The sequence below is a fragment of the Sphingopyxis sp. GW821-FHT12F08 genome (genome assembly GCF_058806755.1).
Window position 1 is genome coordinate 299,731 of sequence record NZ_JBXAQA010000003.1, and the last position, 15,676, is coordinate 315,406.

Genomic DNA, 15,676 nt, shown 5'->3' on the forward strand with positions numbered 1-15,676 from the left:
GCTCACGCCGCCCTCGCAAAGCTGCGCAGGCAATGATCCTGATCGCCGAAGAACCGGTCGAGCAGCATCACGCGTTTCAGCGCATGGCCGATCGCGAGTTCGTCGGTCTGCCCCATGCCCCCGTGCATCTGCACCGCCTCGAGCCCGATCCGCGTTGCGGCCTCGCCGACGAAGGCCTTTGCGCCCGCGGCGATCCGCGGCCAGTTAGCATCGTCGGTCGTGGGATCGAGCATCGCGGTGCGCAGCACCATCGAGCGCGCCTGTTCGAGTGCGGCATAGCATTCGACGAGGCGGTGCTGGAGCGCCTGGAAGCTGCCGATCGCCGCGCCGAACTGCCGGCGCTCGCCGACATAGGCGAGCGTGTCGTCGAACATCGCCTGCGCCAGCCCGAGCATCTCGGCGGCAGCGAGCAGGCGGACATCGCCGATCACGCGCTGGAATTTCGCCTCGGGCAGATCGAAGATGTCGGCCGGGATGCGGTGCAGGTCGACCGTCGCGGCGTTCGACCCGTCAATGACCGGATAGTCCCGCCGCACGGCCCCCGTCGCATCGCGCGCTATCCTGGCCAGCCGGTTCCCCGCGAGGGTGACGAGCAGCGTGTCGGCGATGGGGGCGCCAAGGACGAAGGTCTTCGCGCCCGCAACCCGATTGCCTTCGGCCTTGGTCCCGATCGCTTCGGTTTCATAGCGGCGTCCCGGTTCGGCGAAGGCGGCCGCGGCAAACTGCACGCCCGTGACAAGATCGCCGACCAGCGCCGCATCGCCGGCCGCTGCGGCGAGCCGGATCGGCAGCACGCCATTTTCGAGCCAGGGATCGATCGCGATCCCCTTGCCGAGCGCCTCGGCGACGAGCGCGAGATCGACCATCGTGCCGCCGATGCCGCCCATCGCTTCGGGCGCGGCGAGCGCGAGCAGGCCGAGGTCGGCGACCTCCTGCCAGCGCGCGCGCGCATAGCCACCCTCGGTCCCCCGCATCGCATGCCGCGCCGCGATGTCGACCGGGCCAAGAAAGCGCGCGATCGTGTCGCGTGTCAGCTGCTGGTCTTCGTCGAGGTCGAAGTTCATGCGCGCCGCCCGAAGGTGATCGGCAGGGTCGTGAGCCCGCGCAGCAGCATGTTCGGCGGCCAGCTCGGTATGTGCCCCTCGACGACGCGGAAATCGGTGAGGCGCTTCAGCAGCTCGGAGTAAGCGACCGCTATCTCCTTGCGGCTCAGCATATTGCCGACGCACATATGGATGCCCTTGCCGAAGGCGAGATGGCTGCGCGCATTGGTCCGTTCGATGTCGAAGCGGTCGGGGTCCGGATATTTGGCCGGATCGCGGTTCGCCGCGGCATAGCGCAGCTGGACCATCGCGCCCTTGGGGATTTTCACCCCGCCGAGATCGGTGTCCTTCAGCACCATGCGCCACATGCCCGCGGTCGGGCTTTCGATGCGCAGCACTTCCTCGACGAGGTTGATGATCGCGCGTTCGTTTCCTTGGTCGGCCGCGGCGACCGCCTTTTCCATCTGGTCGGGGTTTTCGATCAACTGGAGCAGCCCGCCGGCGAGCGCCGAGGTCGTCGTCTCGTTCCCCGCGACCATCAGCTGCTGCATGATCGAGAGGATTTCGGCGTCTTCGAGCGGGCGCTCGCCATCGACTTCGGCGTGGACGAGGTCGGAGAGCAGGTCCTCGGTGCGTTCGGCGCGGCGCTCGTCGATCTTCGCTTTGACGAAATGCTGGAATTCGACGACTTCGCGCGCGCATTCGAGCTCGCGCTCCTTGGGGATCATCCGCCCGAGCCGGTCGACGAAGGCGTCGGACCAGCGCTTGACCTTGTCGAGATCGTCGTTCGACATGCCGATCTGGCTGGCGATCATCGCGACGGGCAGGGGGATGGCGAAATCGCGGACGAAATCGGTTTCGCCCCCAGAATCGTTGGCATTCGCCATCCTGTCGATCAGCCTGGCGACGACGCCGCGCATATCCTCCTCGATCGCGGCGACGCGCTTCATCGAGAAGGCGAGGTTGACGAGCTTGCGGAAGCGTGTGTGCGTCGGCGGGTCGGCGGTGAGCAGCGTGTCGACCTGCGGCCAGCCCTCGGCGAGGATCGCCGACACATCGCCATCCTCGGCCATCGCGCCCGACAGCGTGCCCTGGAAATCGTTCGAGAAGGTGTCGACGTCGCCCGTCGCCTGCGCGCAAAGATCGTAGGAGAGGACGAGGAACATACCCTCCGACAATTGGACGACGGGGCTCTTCGGCATCCAGGCGCGATAATAGTCGAACGGGTCGGCGATGACCTGCGGTTCGAAAAAACTGCCTGCGGCGATAGTGTTCACGCGCCTCTTCCCTCGATCTTCTCTTTATGCGCGCAACTATATGCAGCCGCTCCGGCGGCGCGATGCACAATTTCGTTAGGAGTGCGCGGGGTTTGGGGCGACATGGGCGAGGGCGTTGGCGAGCAGGCGGCGGAGGTTCGGATCGGCATAGGCGGCGGGTCCGTCGCCGGGCTGAAGATAGACGAGGCGGCCCGCGCCGACGGGTTTTTCCCATGCGATGAGGTCGCTTTCGGGTCGGTGATCCCAGCCTTCATTGCTGAACATCCGTCCCGCGACCGCCTGCGCCGCCGAATAGAAATTGTCGCGGACGAAGGCGTGATCGGCGCGGAGCAGCGGCTTGGCCGCGCCCCAGATCGGCGCCAGATAGAGTTCGTCGCAAAACGGAAAACGCGGCGGTAAGCCCACCGTTACCGGGTGATCCGGATCGAGCACGACCGCATCGTAGCGCACCTCGTGGCGGTAGCCCGAGTCGAGATGGGGCTCGCCATGCGCCGCGCCCGGATCGTAGAGGAAGCGTCCGCCGAGCATCTCGGCCCATTCGGGCCAGTCGGCCCAGCCCGCGATCGCATGGTGCATCGCGACCGCACCGCCGCCGCGCGCGAAATAATCGGTGATCGCGCGGCGATAGGTGAGGGATGGCGGGCGCGTCGCTGCCTTGCCATCGCCGAAGCTGTAGCCGGGCATGTCGTAGAAGAGGATCGCATCGGCGTCGCCCGCCGCGCCTTCCGCAACCGCGGTTTCGGCCTCGGGATGGACCAGGTGCGTGACTGTCCAGCCGTCGAAACTTGCGAGAAGATCGGCGAAAGGCTCGGCTTCATAGGGATGGCCGCCCGACAGGACGAGAAGGCGGCGTGGTCCCGTCATGCGATCTTCAGGATCATCTTGCCCTGGTTGCTCCCCGCGAACAGCCGCATGAAGGCGTCGAAGCTGTTCTCGATCCCTTCGTCGACATGTTCGTCGGCGACGAGCTTGCCCTGTTGCAGCCAGTTCGCCATCGCGGCGCCGCCTTCGGCGAAGCGCGGGATATAGTCCGCGACGAGCAGCCCGCGGATCGAGGCGCGGTGGACGATCAGCTGCCAGATGTTGCGCGCGCCGACCTTGTCAACGCTGTTATATTCGCTGATCAGCCCGCACAGCCCGATTCGTGCGCCGTGGCGCAGATTGTTGAGGCCGGCGTCGAGGATGTCGCCGCCGACATTTTCGAAGATGATGTCGACCCCGTCGGGGGCTTCGGCGCGGATAGCGGCGGTGAGCGCGGCGAGGTCCTTGCCGCGATAGTCGATCGCCGCGTCGAAGCCGTAGCGTGTCGTCAGCTTTTCGCATTTCGCGGCCCCGCCCGCGATACCGATGACCTTGCCCGCGCCCCTGGTCTTCGCGATCTGTCCGACGAGCGAGCCCACGGCGCCCGCTGCGCCGGTGACGAGGACGACGTCGCCCGGTCTGGGCTCGCACACGTCGATATAGCCGAAATAGGCGGTCATCCCGACTGCGCCGAGCACCGACAGATAGTTGGTGACGCTGGGGACTGCGGCCGGGTCGATCGGCTGGGTGAAGCCGCCGACGGTGCCGATCGAATAGTCCTCGATCGCGTTGAGCCCCATCACCCACTGGCCCGGCGCGAAGCCTTCGGACTTGCTCGCTTCGACGACGCCGACGGTCGAGGCGCGAACCGGATCGCCGAGCGGGATCGGCGGCATATAGCTCGGCGCATCGTCCATCCAGCCGCGGATCGCGGGGTCGAGCGAGGCATAATGATTGCGGATCAGGAACTGGCCTTCGGCGAGTTCGGGCGTGGGTTCGGTGACCAGCGAGAAGTCCGCCGGCACGGGTTCGCCATTGGGGCGGCGGACGAGCAGGAAGCGGCGGTTGTCGGGCATCATGTCTCTCCTGATCGCAACCTAGCCCCCCGCCACCCGCAAGCGACTGGCACTTTTGGCGGTGGCTGGCGGCGGGGCGCGGGCGCAGTTTCGGCGGCGATAAAGGGGAGAGTATCGATGCCGACATCGCGCCAATGGCTGCTGAACGGACATCCGCGCGGGCGCGGGATCAAGGATGGCGATTTCCGGCTCGTCGAGACCGACATCGGCGCGCCCGGCGAAGGCGAACTGCTGCTGAAGACCCTCTATCTCGGCTTCGACCCGGCGCAGAAGGGCTGGATGGAGAATATCGCCGACTATGTCGCGCCGATGGCGATCGGCGACGTGATGCGCGGCAGCGCGATCAGCGAAGTCGCGGAGAGTAATCATCCGGGCTTTGCGGTCGGCGACCTGGTGATGGGATCGACCGGCTGGACCGAATGGCATCTTTCGAGCGGCGAGGGGCTGGTGAAGATCGACACCGCGCTGCCGCCGACCGCGATGCTGTCGGTGCTCGGGACGACGGGCGTCACCGCCTATTGCGGGCTGTTCAAGGTCGGGCGGCCGGTGGCGGGCGACACGGTGCTGGTGTCGGGCGCGGCGGGGGCGACGGGATCGGTCGTCGGCCAGCTCGCCAGGATCTCCGGATGCCGCGCGGTCGGGATCGCGGGGGGCGAGGACAAGTGCCGCTGGCTCGTCGAGGAAGCCGGTTACGACGCGGCCATCGATTACAAGGCGGGCGATGTGCGGCGCCAGATCCGCGAGCATTGCCCCGGCGGCGTGAACGTGATTTTCGACAATGTCGGCGGCGGGATCCTCAACGACATGCTCGGCGAGATCGCGACCGGCGCGCGCGTCGCCGTGTGCGGCGGGATCAGCCGCTACGAGATGGGCGCATTGCCCGCGGGGCCGCAGAATTATTTCAATCTGATCTTCCGCCGCGGATCGATGGCGGGTTTCATCGTGCTCGACTGGGCGAACGAGTTTCCCGAGATCCGCAAGCGGCTGGAGGGCTTCGTGCTCGATGGCCGGCTCAATTATCGCGAGGATGTGCAGCACGGGTTCGAAAATGCGCCCGACACGCTGAAGCGCCTGTTCAGCGGGCAGAACCGCGGCAAGCAACTCTTGAAGCTCTGAGGAGAGGCAAATGGGCAGGCTGGCAGGCAAGCGCGCCGTCATCATCGGCGCGGCATCGACGGGAAATATGGCGCAGGTGACCGCGCGGCTCTTCGCGCGCGAGGGCGCGACGGTGATGGTCGCGGGGCGTAAGGCGGAGCCGCTCGATGCGCTCGCGGCGGAGATCGGCGGCCGCGCCGCGCTTTGCGATATCACCGACAAGGCGTCGGTCTTCGCGCTTGCCGAAGCGGCGAAGGCGAAGATGGGCGGGGTCGACATCGCGATGAACGCGAGCGGCTGGGGGCTGCTCAAGCCTTTGCTCGAGGTGACCGAGGAGGAACTCGCGGCCATCGTCGCGCTGCAATTCACCGGGGTGCATCATTTCCTCCAGGCTTTTGTCGGCGCGATGCTGGCCAACGATCCGCAGGGCGGGTCGATTATCCAGCTATCGTCGGCGACGACCCATTCGCTGGTCAGCAACCACGCCGCCTATATTGGCACCAAAACGGGAGCCGAGGCGTTGATCCGCTGTATCGCCAATGACTTCGGCGCGTACGGCGTCCGCGCCAATACGGTGTCGCCGGCGTTCACTGAATCGCCGATGACCAGCGACTATTTTTCGACGCCCGGGATGGTCGATGCCTTTCTGCCTCGCTATCCGCTGGGGCGGCTCAACACGGTGGATGATGTCGCGAACGCCTGCCTGTGGCTGGCAAGCGATGAGGCCTTTGTTACCGGCGAGAATCTGCAACCGAACGGCGGGATGCGCCTGCGCGGCAATCCGCAGGAAGGCGATATCGCCGCGGCGGTCGGTGCGGCGATGGCGAAGTTGCAGAACAACGCTTGATTACCTAAATCCCGTTCGCCCTGAGCTTGTCGAAGGGCTGTTCTTTCTGGCGTCAAGGAAGAGCGGTGCTTCGACAAGCTCAGCACGAACGGAAGATTGGGTAGCTAGCTAGCCGATCTGCCGCTCGCGGCCTTCCCAATAGGGGGCGCGGAGTTCGCGGCGCAGGATCTTGCCCGATGGGTTGCGCGGCAGCGCGGGGATGAAGTCGACCGACTTGGGGCATTTATAGCCCGCGATCCGTGTCCGCGCCCAGGCGATGATCTCGGCGGCGTCGGCGGTCTGACCGTCCTTCAGCACGACGCAGGCCTTCACCGCCTCGCCCCATTTTTCGTCGGGCACCCCCACGACCGCGACGTCGGCGACCGCGGGATGGCCGTAGACCGCATTTTCGACCTCGGCCGGATAGACATTCTCGCCGCCCGAGATGATCATGTCCTTCACCCGGTCGTGGAGGTAGAAATAGCCGTCCTCGTCGGTGTAGCCGGCGTCGCCGGTGCGCAGCCAGCCGCCCGCGTCGATCGTCTCCGCCGTCGCCTCGGGCCGCCCCCAATATTCGCGCATATTCGCCTGTGCGCGGATCGCGATCTCGCCGATCGCGCGCGGGGGCAGGACATGGCCGTCCGCGTCGATCACCTGCATCTCGACCCCGCGCAGCGGCTTGCCGACCGAGCGCATCCGCTCGTTGCCCGCGGGGTGGTGGTCCTCGGGCGGCAGCGCGGCGATCGTGCCGGAGGTTTCGGTCATCCCGTACATCTGGACGAAGCCGCACTGGAAGATGTCGATGCACTGGCGCAGCAGGTCGAGCGGGATCGGCGAGGCGCCATAGGCGATATGGCGGAGGCGCGAGAAATCGACCTCGGCCGCCCGCGGCTGATTGACGATGATCTGCATCGCGGCGGGGACCAGGAAGATTTTCGAGATGCCGTAAGCCTCGATCAGGTCGAGCACGCCGCCGGGGTCGAACTCGCGCGTGATGACGCCGGTCGCGCCATTGGTCATCACGGTAATGCCGTAGCCGGTGCCGCCGATATGGAAACAGGGCATGGCGACGAGCCCGACGTCGTCTTCCTCCCAGCGTTCCCACTCGGCTTGCAGCGCGGGATCGCGGTCGAGCTTCGAACGCAGCACCGAACCGTTGGTCAGCACCGCGCCCTTGGGCTTGCCGGTGGTGCCCGAGGTGTACATCTGGATGACGGCGTCGCTTTCGCCGCGCGCGATATCGGGGTCGCTATCGGGGAAGGTGTCGCGCCAGGTCCGGTAGTCGGGAAAGCCGCTCGCGGCGCCTTCGGCCGCGACGACATGGCGGGCGCCGGGGAAGGCGGCACGGTTCGCCGCGACCAGCTCGGTGAATTCGGGCCCCACCAACAGGAAGCGCGCGGCGCAATTGTCGATGATCCACGCGATCTCGGGCACCGCGAGCCGCCAGTTGACCGGGGTCATCACCCCGCCGGCCTTGGCGACGGCCATCAGCAGTTCGAAATAGATATCGCTGTTCTTGCCAAGATAGGCGACGCGGTCGTCGGGCTGCAGCCCGAGCGCGATCAGCGCGTTGGCACCGCGATTGCTGTTCGCGTCGAAGTCGCCATAGCTGGTCGCGCGGCCCTCGAAATGAAAGACGATGCGGTCGGGCCGGTCGCGACCGTTGATCCGCGCCACATCGGCGATGCGCTGGAAGGCGCCGGGACTTCGGTCCCCTTCGTCGCGCATCGCCTTTTGCTCCCCGGCCTAGAATTTGAAGCCGACCTCGACACCATAGGTGCGCGGCTGGGTTGCCGAGGAGAAGGTGAACAATCCGGCCACCGGCAAGGTCGATGCAATGTCGCGGACATTGGTGAGATTGCGCCCGAAAATCGAGAGGCTCAACTCGCGGTCGCTGCCGAGGTCGAAGGTATAGCCGAGCTGCGCCGAGAGGTTTTCGCGGTCCTTCGTCACGCAGCGGACATCGTTGGTCACCGCGCCCGGAACGACTGGACGATTGGGCGCGATACAAGTGGCATATTTGCTCTGGAAGCGCAGCAGAACCGAAGCGTCGATGCGTCCCCGCCCGACGTCCTTCTCATAGTTGAGCCCGGCCGACCATTGCACCTTGGGGGCGCGGCGCAGCGTCAGCGTCGATACGTCGTCGGGAATGCCGTCGGGGGCGCTGCCGGTGGTCAGGCCGACGACGTCGTTGAAGAAATCATCGTATTCGGCATCGGTATAGCTGAACGACGCGTTGAAGCTCAGCGCGTCCGACAGCTGGGCGATCGCCTCGAGCTCGACGCCCTTGATCGTCGCCGAAGAGGCGTTCTTGACCACCGTTTCCTGCGGGTTGGCCGATCCCGGCGGAGCGGGCTGCACCACCTCTTCCTGCTTGTTGTCATATTTGGTGTAGTAGAGCGCGACATTGGTCCGCAGCGTGCGGTCGAGCCAGTCGGCCTTCAATCCGAGCTCGAACGCATCGACCGTTTCGGGTTGATAGGGTCCGAGCGAGGTCGGCGAGGCGGCGCGGCCGTTGAAGCCGCCCGAGCGGAAGCCCTTCGAATAGGATGCATAGACCATCTTGCCGGGTTCGATCATATATTCGGCATTGGCGCGCCAGGTGAATTTGCCGAACGACACCGACCCGTTGCAATTGGTGGCCGGGCCATAGGCCGGGACCCCTGGCGCGATGAGCCCGGTGACGCCGACGCAGCTTTCGCCCGCATAGCCGGGGATCGAAAGCCCGACGAGCGCGTCGATCTTGCCATAGTTGTTGAAGATGCTCTTCTTGTCTTCGGTGTAACGGCCGCCGACCGACACCGTGAAATCGTCGGTCAGCTTGAACTGCGCATCGGCGAAGCCGGCGTAGGATTTGGCGCTGTGATCGACCACCTGGTGGAGCTGGAAGCCGCCGAACACCGCACCGAAGTTGGTGGTCTGGCTGAGGTCGTATTTGCTGTCGTAATAATAGCCGCCGAGCAGCAGGTTGACGCGGTCGCCGAGCTCGGCGACGAGGCGCAGCTCCTGGCTGAACTGGCGGAAATTCTGGATGCGCTGGGTGGCGAAGAAGTTGGCCGAGCTGCCGTCGAAATCCTGCTGGACGTTTTCCTTGTTCTTGCGATAGCCGGTGACCGAATAGAGATTCAGCGCCGGGCTGAGTTCGAGTTCGAGATTGGCGGTGATCGCATCGGTATCGTTGCGGACGCCGCGCGGCGCGGTTTCATAAGTGACGTAGGCGCCGCGATCGCCGGCCGCGAAGCGGTTGCACTCGTTGGCGGGCGAAAATCCGGGCGCGCCGGCAAAGGCGCAGATCAGTTCCGAGCTTTTGGATTCGGGCACCGAAACGGTTTCACCCCGTTCGCGCATATGTTCATAGGTGATTTCGGCCGAGAAGGCCGAACTTGGCTCGATCAGGACCGTGACGCCGCCGGTCAGTGTCTCATAGCCGCCATCGCGGCGGTCCTGGATCGCGTTATACACATAGCCTGCGGTATCGTCGTAATAGCCAAAGGCCTTGATCGAGATGAAATCGCCGAGCTTGCCGCTGTTGATGACCAGCCGGCCGCTCTTCGTGTCGTAATTGCCGTAGGAGAAGCGGCCGCGCACGCCGGCCTGCTCGGTCGGGCGGGTGCGCTTGACCTCGATCACGCCGCCGATCGTGTTGCGGCCGAACAGCGTGCCTTGCGGGCCGCGCAGCACCTGCAGGCTTTCAAGGTCGAAGCTGTCGAGCAACTGGCCGGTGTTGGTGCCGATGAACACGCCATCGACGACCACCCCGACGGCGGGGTCAAAGCTTTTTTCGATATCCTCGAAGCTGATACCGCGAATCGAAATGGCGGCCGCGCTGGGACCGGCGGAGACGCTATCGACGACCAGGCTCGGCACGCGCCCGGCGAAGTCGCGGATGTCGTTGACGGTCGCCGATTCCAGCGCTTTCTCGTCGAACGCGGTCACCGCGACCGGAACGGTCTGGATGCTCTCTTCGCGCTTCTGGGCGGTGACGACGATCTCGCGGATCGCGCCTTGATCGTCATCGGCAGATGCGTCCTGTGCGAAGGCCGGCGCAGCGGTTGCGAGCGCGACGAGCGACACGGTGGCATAGGCGGCGGACAGCTTGCGGGCATGCGTGGACATTCGGATTCCCTCCCTCTCGTGCCGGCGCATAGCTTCGCAGGTCACGTTACGGGCAAGGTCCGCCGATTGCCCCGATTCAACAATCATCAAAAATATCAGGCATGCCGTAGCGGCGGCAAAGCTCCTGATTCTACGGGATTCTATTGGCGCTGGGTCGCCCCGCCATCGACGAACAAGCCGTGACCGGACATGAAACGCGCGTCGTCGGAGGCGAGGAAGGCGGCGACGTCGGCGATGTCTTCGGGCTGGCCGAGGCGGCCGAGCGCGGCCTTGTCGATCCATCCTTGTTTGAACTCGGGCATCGCCGAAAAGGCCGGCGCGGTCATCGGCGTGTCGATCGCGCCGGGCTGGATGCAGTTGACGGTGATGCCATGGGCGCCGACCTCGGCCGCGACCGATTTGGCCATGCCGAGCACCGCATGTTTCGACGCGCTATATGCCGTCATGCCCGCTTCGCCGAAGCTCGACATCACCGATCCGATCAGGATGATCCGCCCGTGCGGCGAGGCTTTGAGCAGCGGCAGCGCGTCGCGCATCAGGCGAAAGACCGCGGTGACGTTGACCGCCATCATCCGGTCGAAGAATTCGTCGCTGTGACCGTCGAGTATCTGCATGCCCGTGATGCCCGCGCAGGCGACGACAATGTCGAGCGCGCCGAAACGCGCCTCGGCTTCGGCGACCAGCTTGGCGTTGATGCCGGGTTCGGTGACGTCGGCGGTGATGTCGACGGTGCCCGCGCGGTCGGTGGTCAGCACCCGTGCGCCGTCGGCGGCGAGTCGTTTTGCAGTAGCGAGCCCGATCCCCGACCCCGCCCCGGTGACGAGCGCGGCGCGGCCCGCGAAGCGCCCCGCCATCAGAGCGAACTGCCGCCGTCGACGCGGAATTCGGCGCCGGTCGCGAAGGCCGATTCATCGGAGGCGAGATAGAGGGCGATTGCCGAAATCTCCTCGGGCTTGCCAAGGCGCCCGACGGGATGCGTCGCGACCCAGCCGTCATAGAGCGCCTGCGGATCGTCGACCTGCGCCATCACCTTGTCGAGGATCGGCGTGTGGATCGCCCCCGGATGCACCGAATTGCAGCGGATGCCATAGCCCCTGCGCGCATAGTGCAGCGCGACCGACTTGGTGAGGTGCGTCACCGCGGCCTTGGCGGCGTTGTACGCGGCAAGGTCGCCCTGCGCGCGCACGCCGCACATCGACGACATGTTGATCACCGACCCGCCATGATCCTTCATCTTCGGGATCGCATGCTTGCAGCCGAGGAAGACGCCGTCGACGTCGACCGAAAATTCGTGGCGAAAGGCTTCGAGCGTCAAATCCTCGATCGATCCGTGGGTGGTAATGCCGGCGTTGTTGACGAGGATGTCGATGCGATCGCAGCTGCCTAGCGCCGCGAGCCAGTCGGCTTCCTTCGACACGTCGAGCTTGACGAAGCGCTGGCCGAGCTCGGTGGCGAGCGCTTCGCCTGCGGCGACGTCGATGTCGGCGATCACGACGCGCGCGCCCTCGGCGACGAAGCGGCGGACGATGTCGAGCCCCAGCCCCGATGCGCCGCCGGTGACGAACGCGATTTTGCCCGCGATACGGCCGTGCTCTGCCATCCTGTCCTCCCTCCTTGCCCCGGCACTATCATGCCGCGCGGAGAGCGAGGGGACTATTTATTGCGCTAGGTGCGGGGACAGCGCGGTCGGTTCCACATCGTGGCGGGACAGGAGAGGCGCCATGGCGGACAGCTGGGACTATATCGTCGTCGGGGCGGGATCGGCGGGATGCGTCGTCGCCGAGCAATTGAGCGCCGATCCGCAGATCCGCGTGCTGCTGCTCGAAGCGGGCGGCGACAACGACAGCCGCTGGGTCGCGATCCCCAAGGGGGTGGCGAAACTCGTCACCAACCCCGATCATATCTGGGCCTATGGCGTGGCGCAGCCGCGCGGCGACGGCGGCGCGCCGGGCGAGGTCTGGATCCGCGGCAAGGGGCTGGGCGGATCGTCGGCGGTCAACGGCATGATCTGGAGCCGCGGCGAGCCGGCTGATTACGACGAATGGGAAAAGCTCGGCGGCACCGGCTGGAACGGCGAGGCGATGACCGAGGCGTTCCGCAGCCTCGAGGACCATGGCCTCGGCGCCAGCGCGATGCGTGGGGCGGGCGGGCCGGTCGGCGTCGCGCCCAAGATCCACAGCTATCCGCTCGCCGAGACGATGGTGCAGGCGGGGGTCGAGATGGGGCTCAAGCCCGTCGACGACCTCAATGCGTCGACATCCGACCGCGTCGGTTTCTATGCGCACAATGTCCGCCGCGGCCGGCGCGAGAGCGCGGCGACCACTTTCCTGGCGCGCGCGAAGAAGCGGCCGAACCTGCATATCGTCACCCATGCGATGGCCGAGCGGCTGGTCCTCGAGAATGGCTGCGTGACCGGGGTCGAGGCGAAGGTCGCGGGCCGGCCGCAGCGCTTCGACTGCCGCGGCGAGGTGATCGTGGCGGGCGGTACGCTGGAGAGCCCGCTGCTGCTCCAGCGCTCGGGCATCGGGCCCGCCGACGTGCTGCGCGCCGCCGGGGTCGATCCCGTGATCGACGCCCCCGACGTCGGCGGACGGATGCGCGAGCATCTGGGCTTTTCGATGCCGCACCGCTTGTCGCGCGATATCGGCAGCAACCGCAGCTTCTTCGGCGTCGGGCTGATGCGGGCGATGGCGCAATATATGCTGACGCGCGGCGGGATCATGGCGACCGGGCCATTCGAGGTCGGCGCCTTCCTGAACCTGACCAGCCGCGACATGCGTCCCGATTTGCAGCTCTACCTCGGCGGCTACACCTTCGCGCTCGGCGACGACAAGCATCCGGTGCCGCTCAGCAGCATCGATCGCAAGCCGGGCATGACCATCTATGGTCAGCTCCTCCGCCTGACGAGCGAGGGGAGCATCCACATCACGGGCGCCGACAGCGATGCCCACGCCGACATCAAGCCCAACTGGCTGACGACGCGCGAGGACGAACGCAGCGCGATCGCCGCGGTGCATGCAATGCGCCGCTATATGGCGCAGCCGGCGCTCGTCGGGCTGATCGAGCGCGAATTGCTCCCCGGCGCGGCGGTGCAGAGCGATGCCGAAATCCTCGCCGCCTTCCGCCGCCTCGCGACCTGCGGGCTGCACGGGGTGGGGACGTGCCGGATGGGCAGCGACAATCGCGCGGTCACCGATGCGCGGCTGCGCGTCAACGGCGTCGGGGGCTTGCGCGTCGTCGATTGCTCGGTGATGCCCTCGCCGGTGACGGGGAATACCAATGCCCCCGCGATGGCGCTCGCGCTGCGCGCGGCGGGGCTGATCCGCGAGGACCGCCGGACTTTGCGGGCGGTGGCTTGAAGCACTCGGCAATGTCCGGTGGGGGGTGGAAATAAGACGATCCTCCCCACTTGTGGGGAGGTGGCAGCCCGCAGGGCTGACGGAGGGGGGGTGGCGTCCTGAAGCGGCGCGTCAGGCCGAGAGCCCCCTCCACCACCGCCTTCGGCGGCGGTCCCCCTCCCCGCAAGCGGGGAGGACCAGAAACGTCCGCTCCCGCCCGAAATCAGCCGCCTCCGCTCAAACGCTTTACCGTTCCTTTAGCCAGTCGATGCCGCGGCGTAGCAGGTCGTAAAAGACGGGCAGTTCCCATGCACAGCGGTCGACTGTCGGCCACCAGTCCATCATCGGCTGCAGGTCGTAATGCCCGCGGCAATGGCCCAGCGTGAGGTAGAGCACCGCGCCGGCGCCATGCCGCTTGATGTAGAAGACCGGATAGGTGCCCGGTGCGTCTTCCGCTTCGACGAAGCCGGTTCCAGGACCCGTGCACTCGGCGTCCATCAGCACGTGCAGGTCGCCATGCGTTTCCAGATGATAGAGCTCGTCGGTCGTCTCGAACGGCTCGATGCCTTTGGTGAGCTGGTGATCGGGATCGACGACGCGGACGGTGTAGGGCTCGATCGCGGGGTGGCTGATGAACTGCGATCCCAGGAGGTTCATCATCAGCGGCGCCCAGCGCGGTGCGTCCCAGACGCCGCTATCGAGCAGTCGCAGGATCGAGTTGGTGCCGTGCAGCGCGTACCAGCGCCCGCCCTTCGCCAGCCAGCGCTTGAGCGCCTCCTGCGCGGGCAGCGACGGGGTGACGTCGCAGGTGTAGGTGATCAGGATATCGGCGCCCTCGATCGCCTCGATATGGTCGTAATTCTCGAACACCCGCGTGCGGATGCGCTGGTCCTCGGCAAGCAATTTGAGCAGCTCGAGCCGCGCGAAATCCATGTCGTGCCAGACGCCGCCGCAGATCAGCACGCAATCGATGCGGGGCGGATGCTCGCTGTCGCTCATCGCCGGTCCTCTCCCTTTGTTGTGGCGCCATCATGCGGGCGCCAGCCGCACGCGTCACCTTGCTGTATTGATAGGTTCCTGTCGCCCATGAAACTGGCAATAGGGCAGGCGAGAGGAGAGGTGCGATGCAGCAGAGACAAAGCGGTAAGATCGCTTTGGTCACCGGCGGGACGAGCGGGATCGGCGCGGCGACCGTCGAGCGGCTCGCGAAAGAAGGCGCGAAGGTCGTCTTCACCGGCTCGAATGCCGAGGCGGCGGCCAAGGTGGAAGCCGATTCCGGCGCGATCTTCCGCACGCACCGCGTCGAGGACGCCGCGGCTTGGCCCGCGCTGATGGCTGAGATCGAGGCCGAATATGGCCGACTCGACATCGCCTTCGCCAACGCCGGGACCGAGGCGGGCGACGCGAGCGTCGAGGATATCGGCATCGACGCCTGGAATCATATTATCGGGGTGAACCAGACCGGCGTCATGCTGTCGGTCCAGCACGCGATCCGCGCGATGGCGAAGAATCCGCAAGGACCCGCGGGCTCGATCATCGTCAATTCGTCGATGAACGCGCACCGCGCGATGGGCAACTACGCCGCTTATTCAGTGACCAAGGCGGCGGTCGTCGCGCTCGTCAAGTCGGCGGCGATCCACTGCGCGGGCAAGGGCTATCAAATCCGCGTCAATGCGATCCTTCCCGGCGTCGTCGAAACCGACATGATCCGCGGCGTCATCGACCGCTCGCCTGATCCCGTGGCGGCGCGCGCGGCGTTCGAAGGCATGGCACCGATGCAGCGCATGGCGCAGCTGGGCGAGGTGAGCGCGCTCGTCGCCTTCCTCGCGTCCGACGAAGCCGGGTTCATCTCGGGCGCCGACTATGTGATCGACGGCGCGACCACCGCCGGGATGATGGGCGTCTAGCGCGCGAACAGCCCGCGGTGCGGCCAAAGGCACCAGAGCGCCGGGCTATATGCGTTTAATATCATGGAGGAAATGGTGGACGCACTAGGGCTCGAACCTAGGACCCGCTGATTAAGAGTCAGCTGCTCTACCAACTGAGCTATGCGTCCACTGCCGGTTTCCGGCACGTTTCGAAGCTGGGGGCAGGGCCCTTTGCT

Annotated in this window: 13 protein-coding genes and 1 tRNA gene; 4 read left to right on the forward strand and 10 right to left on the reverse strand. The window is 66.2% G+C overall.

Annotated elements, in window-relative coordinates:
• Positions 1-2: 2 nt before the first annotated feature.
• From AC1RNQ_RS10310 to AC1RNQ_RS10325, 4 genes are all read right to left on the reverse strand, one after another.
• The gene (locus AC1RNQ_RS10310) at positions 3-1,064 is read right to left on the reverse strand and encodes an acyl-CoA dehydrogenase family protein (protein ID WP_493171036.1); all 1,062 of its coding nucleotides are present in this window, start codon (positions 1,062-1,064) and stop codon (positions 3-5) included.
• Positions 1,061-2,320, reverse strand: a complete 1,260-nt coding sequence (locus tag AC1RNQ_RS10315) for a cytochrome P450 (protein WP_493171037.1) — start codon at positions 2,318-2,320, stop codon at positions 1,061-1,063. The genes AC1RNQ_RS10310 and AC1RNQ_RS10315 overlap by 4 nt, the downstream gene beginning before the upstream one ends.
• A gap of 75 nt (positions 2,321-2,395) precedes the next feature.
• Positions 2,396-3,184 carry a ThuA domain-containing protein gene (locus AC1RNQ_RS10320; protein WP_493171038.1) on the reverse strand — a complete coding sequence of 263 codons (789 nt, stop codon included), beginning with the start codon at positions 3,182-3,184 and terminating at the stop codon, positions 2,396-2,398.
• Positions 3,181-4,197, reverse strand: a complete 1,017-nt coding sequence (locus tag AC1RNQ_RS10325; RefSeq protein WP_493171364.1) for an NADP-dependent oxidoreductase — start codon at positions 4,195-4,197, stop codon at positions 3,181-3,183. The genes AC1RNQ_RS10320 and AC1RNQ_RS10325 overlap by 4 nt, the downstream gene beginning before the upstream one ends.
• Positions 4,198-4,314: 117 nt before the next feature.
• Between AC1RNQ_RS10325 and AC1RNQ_RS10330 the strand changes: the two genes are divergently transcribed.
• Both AC1RNQ_RS10330 and AC1RNQ_RS10335 read left to right on the forward strand, forming a co-directional pair.
• Positions 4,315-5,313, forward strand: coding sequence for an NADP-dependent oxidoreductase (locus tag AC1RNQ_RS10330; protein WP_493171040.1), 999 nt, complete (start codon positions 4,315-4,317; stop codon positions 5,311-5,313).
• Between the two features lie 10 nt (positions 5,314-5,323).
• Entirely contained in the window at positions 5,324-6,139 is an 816-nt protein-coding gene (locus AC1RNQ_RS10335) for an SDR family NAD(P)-dependent oxidoreductase (protein WP_493171042.1), read from the forward strand.
• Between the two features lie 108 nt (positions 6,140-6,247).
• Here the strand turns inward: AC1RNQ_RS10335 and AC1RNQ_RS10340 are convergent, their stop codons facing one another.
• From AC1RNQ_RS10340 to AC1RNQ_RS10355, 4 genes are all read right to left on the reverse strand, one after another.
• Entirely contained in the window at positions 6,248-7,846 is a 1,599-nt protein-coding gene (locus AC1RNQ_RS10340) for a fatty acid--CoA ligase (RefSeq protein WP_493171043.1), read from the reverse strand.
• Between the two features lie 18 nt (positions 7,847-7,864).
• Positions 7,865-10,234 carry a TonB-dependent receptor gene (locus AC1RNQ_RS10345; protein WP_493171044.1) on the reverse strand — a complete coding sequence of 790 codons (2,370 nt, stop codon included), beginning with the start codon at positions 10,232-10,234 and terminating at the stop codon, positions 7,865-7,867.
• A gap of 140 nt (positions 10,235-10,374) precedes the next feature.
• Positions 10,375-11,088 carry an SDR family NAD(P)-dependent oxidoreductase gene (locus AC1RNQ_RS10350; RefSeq protein ID WP_493171045.1) on the reverse strand — a complete coding sequence of 238 codons (714 nt, stop codon included), beginning with the start codon at positions 11,086-11,088 and terminating at the stop codon, positions 10,375-10,377.
• Positions 11,088-11,834, reverse strand: a complete 747-nt coding sequence (locus AC1RNQ_RS10355) for a glucose 1-dehydrogenase (protein WP_493171046.1) — start codon at positions 11,832-11,834, stop codon at positions 11,088-11,090. The genes AC1RNQ_RS10350 and AC1RNQ_RS10355 overlap by 1 nt, the downstream gene beginning before the upstream one ends.
• Positions 11,835-11,955: 121 nt before the next feature.
• Here AC1RNQ_RS10355 and AC1RNQ_RS10360 point away from each other — a divergent pair, with 121 nt between their 5' ends.
• Positions 11,956-13,593, forward strand: a complete 1,638-nt coding sequence (locus AC1RNQ_RS10360; protein ID WP_493171047.1) for a GMC family oxidoreductase — start codon at positions 11,956-11,958, stop codon at positions 13,591-13,593.
• A gap of 225 nt (positions 13,594-13,818) precedes the next feature.
• Here AC1RNQ_RS10360 and AC1RNQ_RS10365 read toward each other — a convergent pair whose 3' ends face one another.
• On the reverse strand, positions 13,819-14,571 hold the full coding sequence (locus AC1RNQ_RS10365) for a ThuA domain-containing protein (RefSeq protein WP_493171048.1): 753 nt from the start codon (positions 14,569-14,571) through the stop codon (positions 13,819-13,821).
• A 125-nt stretch (positions 14,572-14,696) separates the two neighbouring features.
• Here AC1RNQ_RS10365 and AC1RNQ_RS10370 point away from each other — a divergent pair, with 125 nt between their 5' ends.
• The gene (locus AC1RNQ_RS10370; protein ID WP_493171049.1) at positions 14,697-15,479 is read left to right on the forward strand and encodes an SDR family NAD(P)-dependent oxidoreductase; all 783 of its coding nucleotides are present in this window, start codon (positions 14,697-14,699) and stop codon (positions 15,477-15,479) included.
• Positions 15,480-15,552: 73 nt separating this feature from the next.
• On the opposite strand, the gene AC1RNQ_RS10375 is transcribed toward AC1RNQ_RS10370, so the two are convergent.
• Positions 15,553-15,628, reverse strand: a tRNA-Lys gene (locus AC1RNQ_RS10375).
• Between the last annotated feature and the right edge of the window lie 48 nt (positions 15,629-15,676).

Excerpts from the sequence above, each read along its gene's own strand:
- AC1RNQ_RS10360 (WP_493171047.1), top strand. The coding sequence starts at position 11,956 with ATGGCGGACAGCTGGGACTATATCGTCGTCGGGGCGGGATCGGCGGGA.
- AC1RNQ_RS10355 (WP_493171046.1), bottom strand. The coding sequence starts at position 11,834 with ATGGCAGAGCACGGCCGTATCGCGGGCAAAATCGCGTTCGTCACCGGC.
- AC1RNQ_RS10320 (WP_493171038.1), bottom strand. The coding sequence starts at position 3,184 with ATGACGGGACCACGCCGCCTTCTCGTCCTGTCGGGCGGCCATCCCTAT.
- AC1RNQ_RS10310 (WP_493171036.1), bottom strand. The coding sequence starts at position 1,064 with ATGAACTTCGACCTCGACGAAGACCAGCAGCTGACACGCGACACGATC.
- AC1RNQ_RS10365 (WP_493171048.1), bottom strand. The coding sequence starts at position 14,571 with ATGAGCGACAGCGAGCATCCGCCCCGCATCGATTGCGTGCTGATCTGC.
- AC1RNQ_RS10325 (WP_493171364.1), bottom strand. The coding sequence starts at position 4,197 with ATGCCCGACAACCGCCGCTTCCTGCTCGTCCGCCGCCCCAATGGCGAA.
- AC1RNQ_RS10330 (WP_493171040.1), top strand. The coding sequence starts at position 4,315 with ATGCCGACATCGCGCCAATGGCTGCTGAACGGACATCCGCGCGGGCGC.
- AC1RNQ_RS10345 (WP_493171044.1), bottom strand. The coding sequence starts at position 10,234 with ATGTCCACGCATGCCCGCAAGCTGTCCGCCGCCTATGCCACCGTGTCG.
- AC1RNQ_RS10350 (WP_493171045.1), bottom strand. The coding sequence starts at position 11,088 with ATGGCGGGGCGCTTCGCGGGCCGCGCCGCGCTCGTCACCGGGGCGGGG.
- AC1RNQ_RS10370 (WP_493171049.1), top strand. The coding sequence starts at position 14,697 with ATGCAGCAGAGACAAAGCGGTAAGATCGCTTTGGTCACCGGCGGGACG.
- AC1RNQ_RS10335 (WP_493171042.1), top strand. The coding sequence starts at position 5,324 with ATGGGCAGGCTGGCAGGCAAGCGCGCCGTCATCATCGGCGCGGCATCG.
- AC1RNQ_RS10340 (WP_493171043.1), bottom strand. The coding sequence starts at position 7,846 with ATGCGCGACGAAGGGGACCGAAGTCCCGGCGCCTTCCAGCGCATCGCC.